This is a genomic window from Paenibacillus sp. J31R98, assembly GCF_056269245.1.
Genome location: NZ_JBWDNO010000007.1, coordinates 165,638 through 185,066 on the forward strand (window position 1 = coordinate 165,638; position 19,429 = coordinate 185,066).

Annotated in this window: 17 protein-coding genes; 7 read left to right on the top strand and 10 right to left on the bottom strand. The window is 52.2% G+C overall.

Going from position 1 to position 19,429, the window contains the following annotated elements; all coding sequences use genetic code 11:
• The first annotated feature begins 190 nt into the window (after positions 1 to 190).
• The 3 genes from AC0YNX_RS23330 to AC0YNX_RS23340 are packed head-to-tail and all read left to right on the top strand — an operon-like array spanning position 191 to position 4,182.
• Complete coding sequence (locus tag AC0YNX_RS23330; protein ID WP_475818111.1) at positions 191 to 1,783, top strand: spore germination protein; 1,593 nt, start codon at positions 191 to 193, stop codon at positions 1,781 to 1,783.
• A gap of 35 nt (positions 1,784 to 1,818) precedes the next feature.
• On the top strand, positions 1,819 to 3,036 hold the full coding sequence (locus AC0YNX_RS23335; protein WP_475818112.1) for a Ger(x)C family spore germination protein: 1,218 nt from the start codon (positions 1,819 to 1,821) through the stop codon (positions 3,034 to 3,036).
• 21 nt (positions 3,037 to 3,057) lie between these two features.
• Positions 3,058 to 4,182 carry a GerAB/ArcD/ProY family transporter gene (locus AC0YNX_RS23340; RefSeq protein WP_475818113.1) on the top strand — a complete coding sequence of 375 codons (1,125 nt, stop codon included), beginning with the start codon at positions 3,058 to 3,060 and terminating at the stop codon, positions 4,180 to 4,182.
• On the opposite strand, the gene AC0YNX_RS23345 is transcribed toward AC0YNX_RS23340, so the two are convergent.
• Both AC0YNX_RS23345 and AC0YNX_RS23350 read right to left on the bottom strand, forming a co-directional pair.
• Positions 4,120 to 4,449, bottom strand: coding sequence for a YczF family membrane protein (locus tag AC0YNX_RS23345; RefSeq protein WP_475818114.1), 330 nt, complete (start codon positions 4,447 to 4,449; stop codon positions 4,120 to 4,122). The genes AC0YNX_RS23340 and AC0YNX_RS23345 overlap by 63 nt on opposite strands.
• Positions 4,450 to 4,572: 123 nt before the next feature.
• Positions 4,573 to 5,376 (bottom strand): alpha/beta fold hydrolase, encoded by an 804-nt coding sequence (locus tag AC0YNX_RS23350; RefSeq protein WP_475818115.1) that lies wholly within the window; start codon positions 5,374 to 5,376, stop codon positions 4,573 to 4,575.
• 242 nt (positions 5,377 to 5,618) lie between these two features.
• Here AC0YNX_RS23350 and AC0YNX_RS23355 point away from each other — a divergent pair, with 242 nt between their 5' ends.
• A complete protein-coding gene (locus tag AC0YNX_RS23355; RefSeq protein ID WP_475818116.1) occupies positions 5,619 to 6,023 on the top strand; it encodes a CBS domain-containing protein in 405 nt (134 codons plus the stop codon).
• A gap of 244 nt (positions 6,024 to 6,267) precedes the next feature.
• On the top strand, positions 6,268 to 6,432 hold the full coding sequence (locus AC0YNX_RS23360) for a hypothetical protein (protein WP_475818117.1): 165 nt from the start codon (positions 6,268 to 6,270) through the stop codon (positions 6,430 to 6,432).
• An 86-nt stretch (positions 6,433 to 6,518) separates the two neighbouring features.
• On the opposite strand, the gene AC0YNX_RS23365 is transcribed toward AC0YNX_RS23360, so the two are convergent.
• The 3 genes from AC0YNX_RS23365 to AC0YNX_RS23375 form a co-directional block, all read right to left on the bottom strand.
• Positions 6,519 to 7,772, bottom strand: coding sequence for an FAD-binding protein (locus AC0YNX_RS23365; RefSeq protein ID WP_475818118.1), 1,254 nt, complete (start codon positions 7,770 to 7,772; stop codon positions 6,519 to 6,521).
• Positions 7,773 to 7,801: 29 nt separating this feature from the next.
• Positions 7,802 to 9,382: an AMP-binding protein gene (locus AC0YNX_RS23370; protein ID WP_475818119.1), complete on the bottom strand. Its 1,581-nt coding sequence runs from the start codon at positions 9,380 to 9,382 to the stop codon at positions 7,802 to 7,804.
• Positions 9,383 to 9,754: 372 nt separating this feature from the next.
• Complete coding sequence (locus tag AC0YNX_RS23375; protein WP_475818120.1) at positions 9,755 to 10,663, bottom strand: helix-turn-helix domain-containing protein; 909 nt, start codon at positions 10,661 to 10,663, stop codon at positions 9,755 to 9,757.
• A 157-nt stretch (positions 10,664 to 10,820) separates the two neighbouring features.
• Here AC0YNX_RS23375 and AC0YNX_RS23380 point away from each other — a divergent pair, with 157 nt between their 5' ends.
• A complete protein-coding gene (locus tag AC0YNX_RS23380) occupies positions 10,821 to 11,978 on the top strand; it encodes a Gfo/Idh/MocA family protein (RefSeq protein WP_475818121.1) in 1,158 nt (385 codons plus the stop codon).
• Between the two features lie 414 nt (positions 11,979 to 12,392).
• Here AC0YNX_RS23380 and AC0YNX_RS23385 read toward each other — a convergent pair whose 3' ends face one another.
• Both AC0YNX_RS23385 and AC0YNX_RS23390 read right to left on the bottom strand, forming a co-directional pair.
• Entirely contained in the window at positions 12,393 to 14,573 is a 2,181-nt protein-coding gene (locus AC0YNX_RS23385; RefSeq protein ID WP_475818122.1) for an MMPL family transporter, read from the bottom strand.
• Positions 14,574 to 14,611: 38 nt separating this feature from the next.
• Positions 14,612 to 15,115: a MarR family winged helix-turn-helix transcriptional regulator gene (locus AC0YNX_RS23390; RefSeq protein WP_475818123.1), complete on the bottom strand. Its 504-nt coding sequence runs from the start codon at positions 15,113 to 15,115 to the stop codon at positions 14,612 to 14,614.
• Between the two features lie 212 nt (positions 15,116 to 15,327).
• Here AC0YNX_RS23390 and AC0YNX_RS23395 point away from each other — a divergent pair, with 212 nt between their 5' ends.
• Positions 15,328 to 17,127, top strand: coding sequence for a glycoside hydrolase family 35 protein (locus AC0YNX_RS23395; RefSeq protein ID WP_475818124.1), 1,800 nt, complete (start codon positions 15,328 to 15,330; stop codon positions 17,125 to 17,127).
• Positions 17,128 to 17,205: 78 nt separating this feature from the next.
• On the opposite strand, the gene AC0YNX_RS23400 is transcribed toward AC0YNX_RS23395, so the two are convergent.
• From AC0YNX_RS23400 to AC0YNX_RS23410, 3 genes are all read right to left on the bottom strand, one after another.
• Positions 17,206 to 17,424 carry a hypothetical protein gene (locus tag AC0YNX_RS23400; RefSeq protein ID WP_475818125.1) on the bottom strand — a complete coding sequence of 73 codons (219 nt, stop codon included), beginning with the start codon at positions 17,422 to 17,424 and terminating at the stop codon, positions 17,206 to 17,208.
• A 364-nt stretch (positions 17,425 to 17,788) separates the two neighbouring features.
• The gene (locus AC0YNX_RS23405; protein WP_475818126.1) at positions 17,789 to 18,436 is read right to left on the bottom strand and encodes a hypothetical protein; all 648 of its coding nucleotides are present in this window, start codon (positions 18,434 to 18,436) and stop codon (positions 17,789 to 17,791) included.
• A 57-nt stretch (positions 18,437 to 18,493) separates the two neighbouring features.
• Complete coding sequence (locus AC0YNX_RS23410) at positions 18,494 to 19,405, bottom strand: AraC family transcriptional regulator (RefSeq protein WP_475818127.1); 912 nt, start codon at positions 19,403 to 19,405, stop codon at positions 18,494 to 18,496.
• Positions 19,406 to 19,429 lie beyond the last annotated feature (24 nt).

Sequence of the window (19,429 nt, forward strand, 5' to 3'; positions counted from 1 at the left end):
TTAGTTTGTTCAACTTCGGCGCCGAGAGCACATACGTGTTCTCTCAGCCAACTTCCGGCGCCTTTTGGATGCTGATGATGACCATTCATCGGTTATTTCTTTATTTTTCGGTAAAAAAGGAAAAACGAGGCATACTAACGGATGCGAAGCTAGTCCATTCAGGCTCATGCAGCAAAGGAGGCTCAGTTAGATGGTGATACGACGATCAGCGCGTTCCAAAGGCGGCAATGACGACGGAAACAGTGGACGCGATCGGAACAGCGGCAATCTCTCTGTGCCTCGCGGCCAGCTCGAAACGAATCTGAATGATAACATCGACCGAATCAAGTCCGACATGGCGGCAAGTCCTGACCTTATCGTGCGCCGATTTACGATGCGGACCGGGCATCACCAGCATGTAGCGGCTGTCTATTTGGAGACGATTACTGACAAGGAATCGGTCAACGAATTCGTCATGCGTTCTTTGATGTCACCGTTTCTGCCAGAAACGCCGCAGGAGAGCGGCGTGACGTCCGAAGAGGCATTCAAATATATCTGTGACAATGCCTTATCCGTTGGGCAAATCGAAGTGCTCGATAATTGGACGACGATGCTGCTTGAGCTGTTAACGGGCAAGACGCTGCTCTTCGTCGACGGATGGGATCAGTGCATCAGCTGCGGCACCATTGGCGGCGAGAAGCGCGCGGTATCGGAAGCGAGCACCCAGGTCGTCATTCGCGGTCCGAAGGACAGCTTCACGGAATCCGTGCCGACGAACATCGCGCTGATCCGCAGGCGGATACGGAGCGAGAAGTTCGGCTTCGAAGCGATTAAGATTGGCCGAGTGACGCAGACGAATGTCGCCATGCTCTATATCGAAGGCATCGTCAAGGAAGAGATCAAGCAAGAGGTTCGCAAGCGGCTTGAGAAGATCGACACTGACGCTATTCTGGAGTCCGGCTATATCGAGGAGTTCATCGAGGACAACTGGAGCTCTCCTTTTCCAACGATCTATAACACAGAGCGGCCCGATGTCATTGCGGCGAATCTGCTGGAGGGGCGTATCGCGATTGTCGTCGACGGCACTCCGTTCGCCTTGGTTGTGCCAACGATTCTGCCTCAATTCTTCGCGTCGGCCGAGGATTATTACCAGCGGTACGATATCGGCACTTTTCTCCGTCTGCTGCGGTATGCCGCCTTCGTCATTTCGTTGTTCGGCCCAGCGGTCTACATTGCATTAACGACATTCCATCAGGAGATGCTGCCGACGACACTGCTCATTAACCTCTCCGGTGCAAGGGAGGGTGTACCATTCCCAGCGCTACTTGAGGCGTTCGCGATGGAGCTCAGCTTCGAGATTCTGCGGGAGGCCGGGGTTCGCATGCCTCGGGCAGTCGGACAAGCAGTATCTATCGTCGGTGCGCTCGTACTTGGCGAAGCCGCTGTTCAAGCCGGTATCGTCTCGCCGATCATGGTTATCGTCGTCGCAATTACAGCGATCGCAAACTTCTCCATCGCAGCTTATAACTTAGCTATTACTGCACGGCTGCTGCGTTTCCTCTTCATGATTGCGGCGGGGATGCTTGGTTTCTACGGCATTATTCTCGGTTTCATTATGCTGGTTGCCCATATGAATGCATTGCGCTCATTCGGCGTCTCATTCCTGTCGCCGCTCGTTCCGTTCAAATTCAAGCAGATGAAGGACTTCTTCGTCAGACTGCCACACTGGAGCTTTACGGAACGACCCGATGACACGTCGGACAATGTAACTCGAATGCCTCCGGGGCAGAAACCTCAGACGTAACAAAAAGCGTGCAACCCTAGGAGGGATAAGAACGGATGAAAGCAGGAATACGTAGCATTAAGCTTATTCTGGCGGCAGCGGTCCTTGCCGCTTCTACCTTGCTCGCAACCGGCTGCTGGAACAGCCGGGAGCTGAATATGCTCGCTATCGTGTCAGCGATGGCCATCGATAAGACCGATAAGGATGAATATACGCTGGCGTTCCAGGTCGTTATGCCCGGCGAGCTAAGCAGCTCGGTTAAAGGCGGCAGCGGTCGCGCTCCTTTCTCCGTCTACACCGTGAAGTCGAAAACGCTGTTCGAGGGCATCCGCAAAGCGTCGAAGCAAGTCCCAAGGCAGCTGTTCTTCTCCCACATCCAGGTCCTCATTCTGGGGGAGCGCCTCGCCAAGTCCGGAATCGAAGAGATCTTCGATTTCTTCGAACGCTCTCATGAGGTTCGTCTCACCTCCATGCTGCTCGTCGCAAGAGGTGCTACGCCGGAGAAGCTGGTCAGCACGCTTGTTCCGCTCGCGCCTATTCAGGCTGAAGCACTAATGGGATCAGCCGAATTCACGACCAAGATTTGGTCGAATTCGCCAACTATCGGCATTGATGATGCGATTCGCAAGCTCATTAATCCAGGGGTCGAACCATCGATCAGCGGCCTTAGGCTGTTCGGAGACGATCAGGATGTGACGAGCAAAAGCAATCTTGAAAAAACGCGTCCGCCCTATCATCTCGAAATAACCGGAGTCGCCATGTTCCGCGAAGGGAAGCTCGTCGGCTGGCTCGAGAATGAAAAAGCGCGGGGATACATGTTCATCATCAATCGAATGGGCAGCACCATTATGAATCTCAGCTGTCAGGACGTGAAGGATGGGCTTGCGCTCGAGGTCATTAAGAGCAAGACAAAGATGGACGTCTCCATGCAGAATGGCCATGTCAAAGTAAAGATCGATGTCTTATCGGAAGGCAATGTATCCGAGGTCAAATGCGGCATTCCGCTGAGCGATCTTGAAGTGCTGAGCAAGATGGAGAAGGAATGGGGAGATGCCGCGATCGCGGATATGATGGGAGCAATCAAGAGTGCGCAGTCGCTTCATGCCGATGTATTCGGCTTTGGCGAAGTGCTGCAGCGAAAGCATCCGAAGCAGTGGCGGGAGGTGCAAGATCAGTGGGAGGATAAGTTCACCGATGCGGAAGTTAGCATTACGTTCAAGGGGCAGATTTTGCGGACAGGCATGAGAGGCAAATCGCTGCTTGAGAAACCCTAAACCCGCAAGGAGGCAGATAGCATGAAAACACCGATTGAGAATATTGGCCCTCTGCATCTTTTTGCATGGATAACGTTATTCGAGCTGGGTACGGCCGTAGTCATTCCCGTCGGCATGGATGCGAAGCAGGATGCCTGGATTGTCACGCTCACCGGCTGTTTGATCGGCATTACATTCTTCACTATTGTGTTTGGCGGTTTGTACAGGCTGTATCCCGATATGACTTTAACGAGATATACGCGCAGAATTGCAGGGTCGTTCCTGGGCTGGCTGATCGGCTTCGGCTACTTGCTCTATTTCATGTACATTGCAAGCCGGAATATGCGCGATTTCATCGACTTGCTTACAGCAGCGGCTTATGATGCAACGCCCATGTTTGCCCTAGGCGCATTCATGCTCGTCGCGGTCGGCTACATCATCAGCCTTGGGATTGAAGTGTATGGCCGGACAGCCTTCATCTTCTTCATGCTCTGTGTCTTCGTGTTTATGTTCATCATCGTCCTGGTCCTCTTGTCGGATTTATCGGACTTCCATCGCATCGAACCTGTTCTTGGCGAAGGCTGGAAGCCCGTTTGGAGCGCGCTGCTTCCGACAGGTTTAACGTTCCCTTTCGGCGAGATGGTCGTCATGGCGATGTTTCTGCCCTACTTGAACAGGAAATACAAAGCCTTGCGAATCACCGCCGGCGCCATGGCATTCAGCGCGATTCTGCTGTGCGTCGCTACATTCGTGAACATCTCGGTGCTTGGCGTGGAGATCGCATCAAGGGCAACGTTCCCGCTCTTCACATCGCTCAGCCGGCTGCGGCTTGCGGAAATAATACAGAGGCTTGATTCCGTTGTCTTGTTCCTGCTCATTATTACGAGCTTCTTCAAGATCGGCACGTTCATGTTCGCCTCCGTCCTGGCCGCGCATGATCTGTTCAAGATCAGCAACTACAAGACGCTCGTGATGCCGATCGGCGTCATCGTTCTGCTGACGTCGCTGACGATTGCCGGCAATCTGACGGAGCATCTGAAGGAAGGACTCAAGATCGTGCCGTACTATATGCATCTGCCTATGCAGTTCGCGATTCCGGCCTGCTTATTGCTGCTCGGCCTGATCCGGCGCGCCTTTCGCGACAGGCGTTCCACCGCCGCCTCCTGATTCGCCGCCGTCCGTGGCGCCGCTTGAGTCCGTCTGCTTGCCTGGCATCAAGCGCTGCACAATCACATATAGCGGCTTGCGGATGAACATGAAGACGAGCGCAACCATAATAAGCTTCTCAATAGGGTCCAGCATCAGGAATGGATAAGTGAAATTGCGAAGCATTCGGCTCGGGGGCAGCTTGAGCAGCATGTCCATACTGAGATCGACAGCAATGAGGCATGGCAGAAGCAGGGCGAATACCGCGTAGGGCTTCACATTTTTCATAACCGGCTCACGCTCCGTTTCTTTGTGGCTAACAGGCTAACACGTATTATTCCCAAAATGCCGCCAATAAAGCAAAAACGCCAAAGACCGCCAGCTCTCGCTGGCGGCCATACCACGGCGGAACTAATCCCGCGATGCTTCGATCAACTTCGTCGCATAATAGCCTGGCTGCGTACGGAAGTAAGTCATATGGTCGCCGTCCGCAATGACAAGCCGGAATAGGCCGAGTCTGCTCGACATGTGCGGGTGCCAGCCGTAGCCCTCACCTTGCGGTAAGACGTTGTCCCCGGTTAGAAATAAATAACTTCGCGGCGTCTGCAGGGCATAAAATTTCTTCAGATCCAGCTTCTCGAACAACGGCTTCGCCGGCTCGGGAAGGATCTCGCTGTAAAGCTGGCGTGCAAGTGCTTCGTCCGCCAAGTTCACGAACGTATCCCGAAACACCGGATATGGCAGCATAATGGTGTCGTTAGCGCCGGATGCCTTGCGCAGCTGCTCGAAGCCACTTACCGCCGCAGGAGGGAACTGATCGGCGAGCGACTCACCGTCGCCTACCACGAATCCATCCATAAATACCATGCGCTTCAGCCGGTCCGGCACGAGTTCCGCGGCCTTCTGCACGACAGAACCGCCAAAGCTGTGGCCAACCAGAATGACATCCTTCAAGTTGTGGCCGATGATAAAATCAGCGACTGCCTTCGATAGCATGCCATGCGTCACGTTCGTATTCGGATCACCGCCGTGACCGGGATACTCCGGCGCATAAACAATATGCCCTCTTGCTGCGAGCTCTGCGCCAACGCCTCTCCAGAAGCTCGAATCCGCCCATGATCCATGAACGAGCACGAACGTAAGCGACTTTCCCATATTGCCATGACGGTAGTAAGATGGCCAGTAGTCCGAATGAAACAAATTTGCATTATACATAACAACGTTCCTCTCTCCAATTAGACGCGGATATATGCCTATTCTATGAAAGGAAGGTCTTCGAGGTTCAGCAAGGTTCGGCCTCAACATCGGCTTCAATTTGAGCCCAATCGCAAAACTTGTCGAATGATGGCGATTCAAAAACAGCCAAGGACGTTTAATGTAATTTGTGTGCCAAAACGCGAATTTATCTTAAAGTTGAAATAGCGTGCCCGAATATATAGCGAAAAGGAGTGCTCACAGTGGAAATCAGATCGTTCTTACTACCTAAAGAAGAAGTGTCATTCCTAATGACAACTGCATCAATGAAGGCGGCTGTCGACAAGCTCGACGCTTGCCAATACACGGCGATTCCAGTCATCGATGAGGACGGCAAATATGTCGGGACGTTGTCCGAAGGGGATTTGTTATGGAAGCTGAAGCGCACGCCTGGCCTAAGTTTCGATAACATGCATGAGGTGTTGATCACCGACGTCAAAAAACGGATTTACAACGAATGTGTCGCCATTAACGCCCAGATGGAGGATATGCTTACGCTCGCAGCCGATCAGAATTTCGTGCCTGTCGTCGACGATAACCGTATATTCCTTGGCATCATCCGTCGCAGAGATATTATCGAATATTACACACGCAATATTACGGACTAACAGAGCGACGCTACCCGGTATTCATCGTAAAGCGTTGTGTCATAGCCCACGCATAACAAAGAGCAGCAGCCTCCATTGGCCGCTGCTCTTGTCATTTCATATAGTCCTCCAGCACTCCACCAGCATGAATTTCCCTTCATCAAAACTAGACATTTTACTACCTTTTACACCTCTACTCCTGCCGGCGATTTCATGCTACCTTTATACATACACTTCGCTATTACGGTTCAAAGGAGAGAGATGCATGAGAATGATTTATGAAAACTACAGAGGTTTTCAAATTTACAAGCATGAGGACTCATACAATGCTGTCGCGCCGAATTTGATCTTCAACCACAGCCAGCTTAGTCAGCTCTTGAACAAAATTGATCTGTATCTGGATAGTCAAGTCCTACACATCGCGACGTAGGCCTCTGACTTATCTGTTAAATTGTAAGCGTATACAATGCAAAGGACATGCAGCGCCTTATATGACGGTGCATGTCCTCTTCTTCACTACCACACGTAACGGTTCAGGAACGTATTGCGGAACTTCCCTTGCGGATCGCACTTCGCTGCTAGGTTTAGGAACTCTTCCCGCTTCACATAAAGCGACTTCACTCGCTCCGGTACCATCGTGAACAGCTTGCCCCAGTGCGGGCGCGCTTCATAAGGCTCAAGCGCTGCTTCGATAAGCGGCAATAAGCGCTGAACCGCCTCGCCGAGCGGCTTCCATGTGAAATGGATCGCGATCGAATCCCGTTCGTAGCTCGGGCTCATCCATAGCTGATCGGCGGCGATTGAGCGCACTTCGGATATATACAGCAGCGGCGCGATATGCTCCCGCAGCCGATGAATCGCTTCTAACGCAGCGTAAGCATGCTTGCGCGGCACAAAATACTCGCTCTGCAGCTCCTCCCCCGCACTTGGAGTAAACTCCATGCGGAAATGCGGCAGCCGCTCGTGCCAAGGTCCCCGCTTGCCTAGCTGCTCGCTGCAAGGCTCTGCGGAAATGCCCGACACGGGATGCAGTGAGGCTTCCGCCCTCGTCGCTCCGTGGAATTCATCCGGTCCGCGCATATCCTCCGCGCCAGCCAGATGTTTCAACCACACCTGATTGAAGCGATCGCTGCTCCAATCCGTGAATAAGCTTACGCTGTACGCGCTTGAGTATACGGCGTCGAAGCTATTTTCCAGCTTGAATAACGACAGATTCTCATACAGCAGCTGGCTAATGTCAAAGGTCGGCATAATGTCGAGGGTCAGCTTCGATACGATGCCAAGCGCTCCAAGGCCGACGATGGCTCCATCTGCTTCTGGCTGCTCGCCACGCGTGAAAACAACCTGCTCACCGCTTGCCGTGACCACCTCGATGGAGCGAACGGCAGTCGCAAGCCCTCCGTTTCGGTCGCCCGAACCATGTGTTCCTGTTGCACAAGCTCCCGCAACCGTAATATGCGGCAGTGAAGCCAGATTAGGCAAGGCGTAGCTGTTCTGATGCAAAAACTGAGCCAGATCTCCGTACCGAATACCGCCTTCCACCGTCACGGTCCCGCGAGAATGATCAAGCTCCAGCACTTGATTCATTTTCTTCAGCGATACCAGGCTGCCTTCCGTATCGGCAATGTTGTTGAAAGAATGGCGCGTCCCAAGCGCTCTCACCTGCCCTCGATTCGCCACCCATTCCTGAAGCTGCTCCAGCCGCTCCGGCTCGAACAGTTCCTCCGCGCTATACCTGAAATTCCCCGCCCAATTGCGTTCTTCTTGCATCCTATCAACCACTCCAATCTACTTTGTAATTAACCTGACGCCTGAACTTGATTTTCCAATTGCTTCGCTTGCTCCATAAGCTGAACGTAGTTTGTCTTGCCTGTGCCGAGAATCGGGACTTCGGACAGATCATGCAGTTGAGACGGAATATACAGGGATGAAACCTTCTGCTCCTTGATATACTTCTTCAGCCTGTTTAGGTCTGTATCTTCTTTGGTTGAGAAGAGCACAATGCGCTCCCCCTTCTTGCTGTCAGGTATTGAGACTGCATAGAAACCGGCATGCTCGAAGCACTCTCTTGCCAGCTTCTCGACATGACCGAGAGCGACCATCTCGCCTGCAATCTTGGCGAACCGCTTCAGCCTGGATTGAATCGTAATAAAGCCTTCATCGTCCACCGTTACAACGTCGCCGCAGTCATGCCAGCCTTCGCAAGGCACGAAGCCTTGGCCGTGAATCAAGTAGCCCTTCATGACATTCGGCCCTTTCACGACAAGCGTTCCGCCTTGAGCAATGCCTTCGACCGGGTTAATCCGGTACTCCATGCCCGGCGCGAGCCTACCCACCGTTCCCGGTTTGCGGACATCCGGCGTATTCGTGGAAATAACGGGAGACGTCTCCGTCACGCCGTATCCCTCGAAGATATGAATCCCGAAACGCTCCTGCCACAGCTTCGCAACCTCTTCCTTCAGCTTCTCCGCACCGGCAATGACGAGTCGAAGCGAAGCCAGATCTCCGTCGTTCGCATTCGCCCCATAACCCTCGAAGAACGTGGACGTGCCGCATATGATCGTCGCTTTGGTTCTGCGAATCGAGCTCGGAATCTCCCTGTAGTGCAGCGGGTTAGGATACAAGTAGACCGGCAGATCATTGGTCACGCCAAGCAGAACAAGAAGAAGCCCGAAACAATGGAACATCGGCAGTGCGTTAAAGATTAGGTCGCTTGGCATAAAATGAACGATCGACAGCATCTGGTTCACATTCGCAAACAGATTGTCATGCGTCAGCACAACGCCCTTGGGCTTACTCTCCGTACCGGACGTAAACAGAATGATCTCATTCGTTTGGTGAGCCGCCCGCCGCTTCAGCGCATACCGGACAAACCCGTTTAGTTTGTGACCGAAATTGATCTGCTTCTGAATATCTTCCAAATAAATGAACTGAACCGTGGAAGACAGATGCTTCACAATGGAATCGAGGCCGCCCTTCTCGATAAAAGCTTTGGAGGTGATGACTTTCTTCACCTCAGCCGTGGCGCAGCAGTCCGCAATGGATTCGGCGCCCATCGAGAAGTTCAGCAAACATGGCGTAATACCGAGTTTGAATAAGGAGAATAACGTAACGACATTCCCAATGACGTTAGGCATTAGAACGCCGACCTTCTGCTGTCCGTCAATGTGCTCCGGAAGGACAGCGCTTACAACTTGAATCGAGAGAAGCAGCTTCTTATACGTCACTTTGCCGAGCGGGTCTTCAATAATGGTCGTTGTTCTTCCTCTATCGGCAGCGGCTAGAAGCTCGTTGTATAAATTGACATTGTGCTTGTCTCCCATGCGCGAGAGAAACGCGGATTCGATAATCGATGGATCAGAATAGGAAGCTTGTGGCATGAAATAACCCCTTTTTGTAGATATCAACCAAAGTGGAGTATTCGCGTTAGCAACGCCAATATCCTTCACAATTCAGACAAAAAAAGACTGGAAGTGATCATAGTCGATCACTTCCAGTCCTTACGATACCTCTTAGGATCTAACGAACCGTATAGCGCTTATTCATCCCATTTCGACTGGTTAAATCGGCTAACGAACTGGGGGGCATACCATTGCCTCGATCCTTCCACCGAAATGGCTCAAATGCGACGAATAACGTTACCTGAGTTCGTTAGAATAACAAACCAGCTCAATTTGCTCGTATAACGCTGCTTGAGTTCGTTAGAAGGGGGCACATCGTTGTCCCAGCCCCATGTTTAATCCCCATCCGAACTACTCCGCGCTGGAAAGCCTCGCTTTCACCGTCCGCGCATACTCCGTCGGGGTCATATTCGTCTGTTTCTTGAATGCCTTGGAGAAATAGTGAATGCTGCTGAATCCGAGCTTCTCTGCAATTTCCGTCATGTTATCGGTATGCTCGCGGATCATCAGCTTCGCCCGCTCCACTCTGGCGTTCGCTGCGTAAGCCATAACCGTCTGGCCGGTCGTTCGTTTGAAAATCTCTTTGAGCCGAGTCTTGCCGATCATGAACATGCGGCTAATCTCGTCCAGAGACAGCTCCGTGCCCAGATGATCGTCCAAGTACTTGGCGATATGTCTCGCCAGCTCATCGCTTGCTCGTTCCTTGGCAGCTGAAGATAATGGCAGCTTTCTCGGGTGCATGGATTGTCTTCGCAGCAAGCGAAGCAGGAAGATTTCCAGATAGCACTTAATCAGCTGCTCGCTGCCAAGCTTGGCGTCCTCGCGGCGCTTCAGGGGATGAAGGAACGGAAATTCGAACGCATTCATGCCCTCTCTTACGATATTGGCGAGCAAATTCCGTTCTTCATCGTCCAATGGGATGACGAGGTCGCGGAACTGCGAGATCGCCTCCGACTGGCATTCGAAGGTCATTACGATGACGTTCGGCGCCTTGCCGCCTACAGCATTGAACTTATGATATTCATTCGGTTTATGGAAGATCATCATGCCTTGCGTCAGCAAATGCCGCTCGTCATCCGCCATTACTTCGATTGCGCCGCGATCGACGTACAGCAGCTCCCAGAAATTATGGCGTTCACCGCTGAACACGTAATCGCGGCCAAATTCCAAATAGTACATCGTAATCATCTGCTCAATCACGATGGTCTGCGTAAGCCGCGTGCGATAATAATCGTCCAGCTCCGTCTGCGATTGTTCCATTGCTCCCCCTCCGGGATCATAACAATTTATTGAGACTAGCTTAACATGTTCTCTATCAGACATGAATGACAAAAAATACGGCTTTCAGGACAAAGAATCGGAAAGTCGATCGGCTTTATACTGATACCATCAAAGACTTGAAGGAGGCAGCACGATCATGAATATTGGCATTATTGGCTTCGGCGGGCGCATTCAAGGCGTCGCCAAAGATACGTTACGGCAAGATCCGAGCTGCCGGATTGCGGCGATTGTTGATCCGCGCAGCGAAGCGATTCAGGCGGATCGAGAGCGTCTTGGTCTAGGCGAAGACGTTCGTTACTACAATACGGCGGAAGAGATGCTGGATGCTGAGAAGCTGGACGGCGTTATGATCGGCACAAGATGCTCCCACCATACGGAGCAAGCCGTGAAGGTACTGCCAACGGGGCTGCCTCTGTTTCTGGAGAAGCCGGTCTCAACCAATATGACAGATCTAGCCCGCCTTAAAGCGTGCTATGAAGCGAATCCGAGTCCGGTCATCGTCTCGTTCCCGCTGCGTGTGACGTCAATCGTTCAGCTGATTAAGGAGATTGTGGATTCGGGCAAAATCGGCACGATCGAGCATGTTCAAGCGGTGAACAACGTCCCCTATGGCGGCGTATACTTCCAGAATTGGTACCGCGACGAGAACGAAACGGGCGGCTTGTTCCTTCAGAAAGCCACGCATGACTTCGACTACATCAATTACGTGCTTGGGATGAAGCCAGTTAGCGTCTGCGCGATGACGTCCAAACAAATCTTCAAAGGCGATAAGCCGGCAGGGCTCAAATGTGTAGACTGCGAAGAGTATCGCACATGCCCGGACAGCACCTTGCAGACGAAAGTGCCACACTGGCAGTATTGCGCCTATGCCGAGGATACGGGCAACGAGGATTCCGGCAGCGCTTTAATCCGTTACGAGAGCGGCATGCACGTCTCGTATTCGCAGAACTTCTTCGTTCGCGGCGAGGCCGGAGCTCGCGGTGCGAGGTTCATGGGGTACAAAGGAACAATCGAGTTTGACTTCAACACGGGTGTCGTCACGGTCTATATGCATCATACCTCGCGCGTGGAAACGTACCGAGTCGGCGCAGGCGAGAATCACTTCGGGGGAGACGCTGCGCTCGCGGCTAACTTCGCCCAGCTGATGCAAGGCTCCACGAAGCAATCGGTGTCGACCCTAGAGGACGGACTTGGCAGCGCGCTGCTGTGCCTGAAGGCGAAGGAATCTGCAGTAACGGGGCAATTCTGCGCAGTAGAATTTGATCGCAGCCCGGCTCTGGAAGCGAGTCGGTAATAACGGAAGGAAGACACGGAACGCCATGCACATCATGCATCGCGATCCGCGTCTTCCTTTTTTTATCTTACTTTTGTACAATCGAGACTGTATCCTACAATACTCGCTTCCTTATGCGATTTATAATGAGCTCATAACTTGATACGAGGAGTGAGCAAGCAATGTGTTTGAAAGCAACGGAGCAAGAAAGAACTGAGGAGAATGTGGTGAATCAGGAGAATATGACGGCTACCGGTGAACCCAATCACAGCTTGCGCGCTCTTCAGAAGCCATGCAGCAAACAGTGTCCTAACTGTCCATTACTACGTCATTCGTAACTTCGCGGGAGCGTTTTTCTCCTTACTTTTTTACAAATAGAGAAAGCCCTGATCCCAAGGTAACTTGATGATCAGGGCTTTTCATTATTACAGCACTCTAAGCACTCTTCTTCTTCTCCATCTCGTGCATAATGCTCTCGCCTTCAATGTCGATGTTCGGCAGAATGCGATCGAGCCACTTCGGCATGTACCATGCGGATTTGCCCATCAAGCTCATGACCGCCGGAACAAGCGTCATCCGTACGATGAAGGCGTCGAACAAGACGCCGAATGCAAGCGCGAGGCCCATCGACTTGATGATCGCGTCTGGGGCTAGCATGAAGCCGATAAATACGGAGATCATAATGAGTCCCGCCGCAGTTACGACTTTGCCGCTGTCGCGCATTCCATCCAGAATCGCTTTGCGCGCATCGCCAGTTTGTGCGTACACCTCGCGCATCTTGCTCACCAGGAAGATCTCGTAATCCATCGCCAGTCCGAACAGAATACCGATCAAGATAACCGGCAGGAACGCCAGAATCGGACTCGATGCCGGGAAGCCGAAGAAATTAATCAGGTGGCCATCCTGCACAACGAAGACGACGAATCCGAGTGTTGCTCCTAGCGATAACAAGAAGCCTAGAACGGCTTTCAAAGGAATCAGAATCGATCTGAATACGAGCACCAGAATCACATACGCAAGAATAACAATAAGTGCAGCGAATACAGGCAACGCATCGTTCAGCTTGTTGGCAATATCAATATTCATCGCCGTCGTGCCGGTAACGAGCAGCTCAATGCCATTCTCGGATTCCGTCTTGCCCGAGAGGTCTCGAATCGCCTTCACGAGATCCTTCGTCTTCGTATCATCCGGTCCTGACTTCGGAATGACAGTCATGATATACAATTTACCCGATGGTCCGGGAAAAGGAGGCGTAATGGTCTGGACATCAGCTAGTCCACTGATTTCTTTCTGAATACCAGCAATCGCCCCAGCAGTCGCTTCCGTCGGATTCGATACCTGCGCTCCAATAATCAAGGAAGCGTTGAAGCCTTCGCCATAGCCTTCATTCAACAGGTCAAAAGCTCTTCTCTCCGTCGTTGCTGTCGACTTCGTCGTTCCGTCAGACGGCAAGCCCAGATTAATATGGAAGAATGGCGCAGCGATCGTTGCAAGCAGCGCAATACTGACCAGCGATACGAGGAGTGGACGTTTCGTAACGAATGTCCCCCACTTGTTGGACGACTGCTTCTTGCGGGCAGCTTGGCCTCGACTCGCTGATTTCCTTTTAGACGGGGAAAGCTTGTGGCCCATCCAGCCTAATAGAGCCGGCAGCACAATGATAGATACGAGAACCGTCGTGATGACGCAAAGCGCCGAGGCGATTCCCATCATGGTCAGGAACGGAATTCCCGCTACAGACAGTCCGAGCAATCCGATAACAACGGTTACGCCTGCGAAGAGTACCGCGCTTCCGGCTGTACCGTTCGCGATTGCAACAGACTCCTGCACGGAGTAACCTTGGGCTAGCTGCTGTCTGAACCGGGAAATGATGAACAAAGCGTAATCAATACCTACAGCCAGTCCAAGCATAGCTGCCAGCGAGAGCGAGACGCTCTGAACTTCAATGAAGCTCGATGCAATGACAATGCCGAGCATGCCGACGCCAAGACCGACAAGAGCCGAAACTATCGGCAAACCTGCGGCCAGGAAAGAAGCGAATGTAATCGCCAAAATAACGAAAGCTGCAACAATCCCGATCACTTCAACCGGGAATTCCCCGCCTTCCGTGAGGACAACATCACCGCGCGCCTCTGCCGTTAGGCCTGCTTTTCTTGCCGCATCCAGCTGATGAACGATCGCTTCCTTCGTCTCGCTCGAGACGTCCAAGGCTGACACTTTAAACGTCACTTCTCCGTAGCCGATCTGCTTCGTCATATTCAAGTTCTTGAGCTGCATTGGCGTGGCAGCGGACGCAACATCTGCCTCTTTGCCCATTGCAGTAATCGTGTCTGCAATAACCTTCTGCCATTTCTCGGACTCCAGTGTTTCGCCATCCGGAGCCTTAAACACAACCTGAATCTTCGCTGCCTGGAGCCCCGGCTGGGAGAACTCCTTGCTAATGAGCTTAGCTGCCTTATCTGCCGGCGTATTTGGGATCGTCAATTCATTGCTGAAGGAAGGTCCCAGTGTCAAACCGATTGCGCCGAGTGCGATCAAGATAATAAGCGCGCCGAGCAGCACCTTCTTGCTGCCTTTGGCTGCCCACATTCCTAACTTATACAGGTACTTAGCCATTTCTGTTACTTCTCCTCTTATCCCATGCTGCCGCAGCTCTAATTCTCTGATGGGTTTTCTTTTGGTAAAAACAAGATGTCATAATAGTGATCATTCTCGAATCCGTCAGCCTTGGCTTTCTCTTTGACCGCCGTCACGAATAGCCGAAAGCCTTCTTCAACCGTCGCTTGCTCGTTTGGAGGAAGCAGACTGAGGACGTCTCTTACATACTGGTTCATAGGCTCCGGAGTTCGGTCCTTGATTTCTTTCAGAACCGGATCCGTCAGCGATATCTTCACCGCTCGCTTGTCGCTCGGGTCCGTCGTCTTCATGAGAATGCCTCTTGCTGTTAACCGTTCCACAATGTCCGAGACGGTGCTCTGCGTCATTCGGAGGTTCTGCGTCAGCTGCTTGATACTGATTGACTGATGCATCAGCACTTCAGCAATGACACGCGTCTGTGGCACAGTGACCCCATGCTCCTCTGCGTGCCTCTGCAGGTTCTTCATCATGATCCGGTGCAAGTAGTCAATCGATTCCCGAAGAAACTCAGCTCGTTCCACGTTCGTTCTCCTTTCCTTCAACATACATTCCATGCGATACATCGCACACGATGTATCGTGTTGGATTTATTTTAGCGTTCCCTACTTCGCATGTCAAATGTCGATGAGCAGCTGACAATTATGCAAAAAGACAAGACGATTAGAAAAGCAGCTACAGGTTCAATAGTGCTACGATAGTACAATAAACAGCAGAGATAGGATGGGATCTTCACGTGACAACTTTCGCAATCGACGGACGTGATTTTGTACTCAATGGGAAGAAGCAGCAAATTATTTCGGGTGCGATCCACTACTTCCGCATCGTTCCGGAATATTGGAAGGACCGTCTGTTGAAGCTGAAGGCTTGCGGCTTCAATACGGTTGAAACATATCTCGCATGGAACATCCACGAGCCGAAGCCAGGACAGTTCAACTTCTCCGGCATCGCGGACGTCGTTCGGTTCATCGAAATTGCTGCCGAGATTGGCCTTCATGTCATCGTTCGCCCAAGTCCTTATATTTGCGCAGAATGGGAATTCGGAGGTCTGCCTTCTTGGCTGCTTGCGGAGGACGGCATGAAGCTGCGCTGCCATTATCAGCCTTACCTCGATCGCGTAGATGCGTACTATGATGTGTTAATGCCTCTATTGGTGCCGCTTCTGCATACGAACGGCGGTCCGATTATCGCTATGCAGGTGGAGAACGAATATGGCAGTTACGGGAACGACAAAGCTTATCTGAAGTACCTAAGGGAAGGCATGATCAAACGCGGCATCGATGTCTTGCTCTTCACATCGGACGGCCCTGTGGATCATATGCTCCAAGGTGGCATGCTAGTTGGAACGCTCGCAACGGCGAATTTCGGCTCGGCTCCGGAGAATGCTTTTGCCAAGTTAAGCGAGTATGAGCCTGACGGTCCGCTCATGTGCATGGAATATTGGAACGGCTGGTTCGATCACTGGGGCGAGGAGCATCATGTCCGCGGCTATGACGATGTGGCGGATGTGCTCGATCGGATCTTGAAATCCGGCGCATCGGTTAACTTCTATATGTTCCAAGGCGGCACTAACTTCGGCTTCTATAACGGCGCGAACTTCTTTACGTCCTATGAACCTACCGTCACGAGCTACGATTATAACGCCCTGCTCAGCGAATCTGGCGATATTACGGACAAGTACTTAGCCATCCGCGATGTCATCGCGAAGTATGCGGACATCCCTGAGGGGATTCTCCCAGAGCCTATTGCCAAAAAAGGATATGGAGCCATTCAGCTGACACAGCAGGCAAGCTTATTCAGTCAGCTCGAAGCGCTATCGAAGCCGGTGAAGCGTGCTTATACGGAGACGATGGAGAAGCTGGGGCAGGATTACGGGTTCGTCCTCTATACCACGCATGTCAGCGGACCAAGACCGCTCAGCAAGGTAACGGTGCAAGAGGTGCGCGATCGCGCGCTTGTCTATTTTGGCGGGAACTACCAAGGCGTCATTGAACGGAACAAGCATGACTTGACGATTGAAATCGCAGATGGCGATATTGCCGTCGAGACGCCTGCGGAAGGCGCAGCCCTCAGCCTGCTCGTGGAGAATATGGGACGGATCAATTATGGCTGGAAAATGTATGATCCGAAGGGCATCACGGAAGGCGTCCGGATCGAACGTCAATTTCTCTACGATTGGACGATGTACCCGCTGCCGCTCGATGACTTGTCGGGCATTGTCTACTCCCCGTTGGAATCGGCAGCCGACCCTGCCGAAGCATCCGCACTATCCGAGCAGGCTGAGCCGACTTTCTATCGAGGCAGCTTCCAAGTTGATGAGCCAGCGGACACGTTCCTGAACATGAGCGGCTGGACCAAAGGCGTCGTGTTCATCAACGGCTTTAACCTTGGCCGCTACTGGGAGATCGGGCCGCAGGTTACGCTGTATGTCCCCGCTCCGCTGCTCCGGGCAGGCGAGAATGAAATAGTAATCTTCGAGCTTCACGGCATGAAGTCCCCGCAGGTCACGCTGCAGGACCAGCCAGATCTCGGGTAAACGTTGAAGAGGGGCTATCCCACAAGTCATCGTGACTTATGGGATAGCCTTTCGCGTTTACAATCATGTGGGATTCCATCAAAGTGATCCACTCGACCAGCTTCTTAGTGCCATCTTGGCGAAATTCCGCCAATGTAGTCCACTAGACCAGCTTCTTGCTCCCATATCGGCGAATTTTCCGCCGATGTAGTCCACTAGACCAGCTTCTTGCTCCCACATCAGCGAATTTCCGCTGATGTAGTCCACCAGACCAGCTTCTTGCTCCCATATCGGCGAATTTCCGCCGATATGGTCCACCAGACCAGCTTCTTTCTACCCAATGAGCGGATTTCCCACCAATGTGTATCCCCAGAGGTCACACTTTAAGCATTCCGCTCCATTTTCCACCAAAGTGTATCCCTACGGGATACACTTTAAGCATTCCAACCCATTTTCCAGAAATGTGTATCCCTACGAGTCACACTTTCAGTATTCCACTCCATTTTCTACCAATGAGTATCCCTACGGGTCACACTTTAAGCATTCCGCTCCATTTTCCACCAATGTGTATCCTTACGGGTCACACTTTCAGCATTCCGCTCCATTTTCCACCAATGTGTATCCCTACGGGTCACACTTTAAGCATTCCAACCCATTTTCCAGCAATGTGTATCCCCAGAGCTCACACTTTAAGAATTACGCTCCATTTTCCAGTAACGTGTATCACCCAGTGATACATCCCCACGGTACTCTCTTTCGGCAATCCAGCCGATTTCCCGCCTATGTAGATACCTACGGTACTCTCTTTCGGCTCTCTAGCCACATTCCCGCCAATGTAGATACCTACAGTACTCTCTTTCGGCCTTCTAGCCACTTTCCCGCCAATGTAGATACCTGCGGTACTCTCTTTCGGCCTTCTAGCCACTTTCCCGCCAATGTAGATACCTGCGGTACTCTCTTTCGGCCTTCTAGCCACTTTCCCGCCAATGTAGGTACCTACGATACTCTCTTCCGGCACTCTAGCCGATTTCCCGCCAATGTAGATACCCACGGTACTCTCTTTCGGCCTTTTAGCCACTTTCCCGCCAATGTAGATACCTACGGTACTCTCTTTCAGCTCTCTAGCCGATTTCCCGCCAATGTAGATACCTACGATACTCTCTTTCGGAACTCCAGCCACTTTCCCGCCAATGTAGATCCCTCCGATACTCTCTTTCGGCACTCCAGCCGATTTCCCACCAATGTAGGCACCCACGGCACTCTCTATCTTCTCTTCCGGCACTCTAGCCAATTTCCCGCCGAAGGCAGCGATCGACGCAAAAAGATCCAAGATGGCGCAGAGCTAGCCTGCCCATCTTGGATCTTTACGGTTCTCTGCCAATAGCAGCTATTGCGCCCGCGCGCGCTGCCGGAACCGAATCGGCGGCATGCCAACCGCCGAGCGGAAGGCACGGCTAAAGTGAGCGGAGGAGGAGAAGCGCAGGTGCAAGCCGATCTCCTCCATGCTCCAATCCCGCGTAAGCAGCAGGTTCTTCGCTTCGCGTATTCGCGAGCTGGTAATGTACATGCTTGGCGAAACTCCATATACGCTCTTGAAGCAGTGATGCAGATGCGTGCGGTGAACATTCAGCCGCTTCGCCACATCATGCACGCGGATGTCATCAAGCAGATGCTCTTCGATATAGCAGGAGGCTTCGCGAGCAAGTCGAATCTGCGAAGGCGTAACCTGCACATCCGATAGACTGACGCTCATCTGCAGCAGACGCTTCGCGAGCTGTCCAATAATCTCAAGCAGGCGGGAATGAATGCTGAGCGTGCGAATGGAGCGCTCGATCTGCTGCAAGTATGCCTCTTGTCGCTGCTCCTGTTTGCCGCCCGAAGCCGAAACGCTCTGCCGACCCATCAGATGCAGATCCTCGCCGAACTCGCCTAGAAACTGTTCGATACGACCAAACAGCGCTTCGTTATCGGTGTATCGCAGTAGCGGATTGGCGGCAGATTGCACAATGGAATGAATATCAGACTGCTCCACATCAAAATGAAAATCGAAGAACAGGCAATCCTGGCCGATCTCCGTCCTGTGATGCATATCAGAGCCGATCAGAATCATATCGCCCGGCGTCAGCACATAGAGCTGCCCGTTGACCCACTGCCGAATTTCCCCTTCCACACAGCATAGAAATTCGAAATACGGATGCCGGTGGCTCGGAAACGACCAGCCGGCGGGCCTCCTCGCATATTCCATTCCAGGTATGCGGATCGCGCTATACATCGTGGGAAGCTGAAATAAATTATCCATGAATGCCCCTCGTGAAACTCTTAT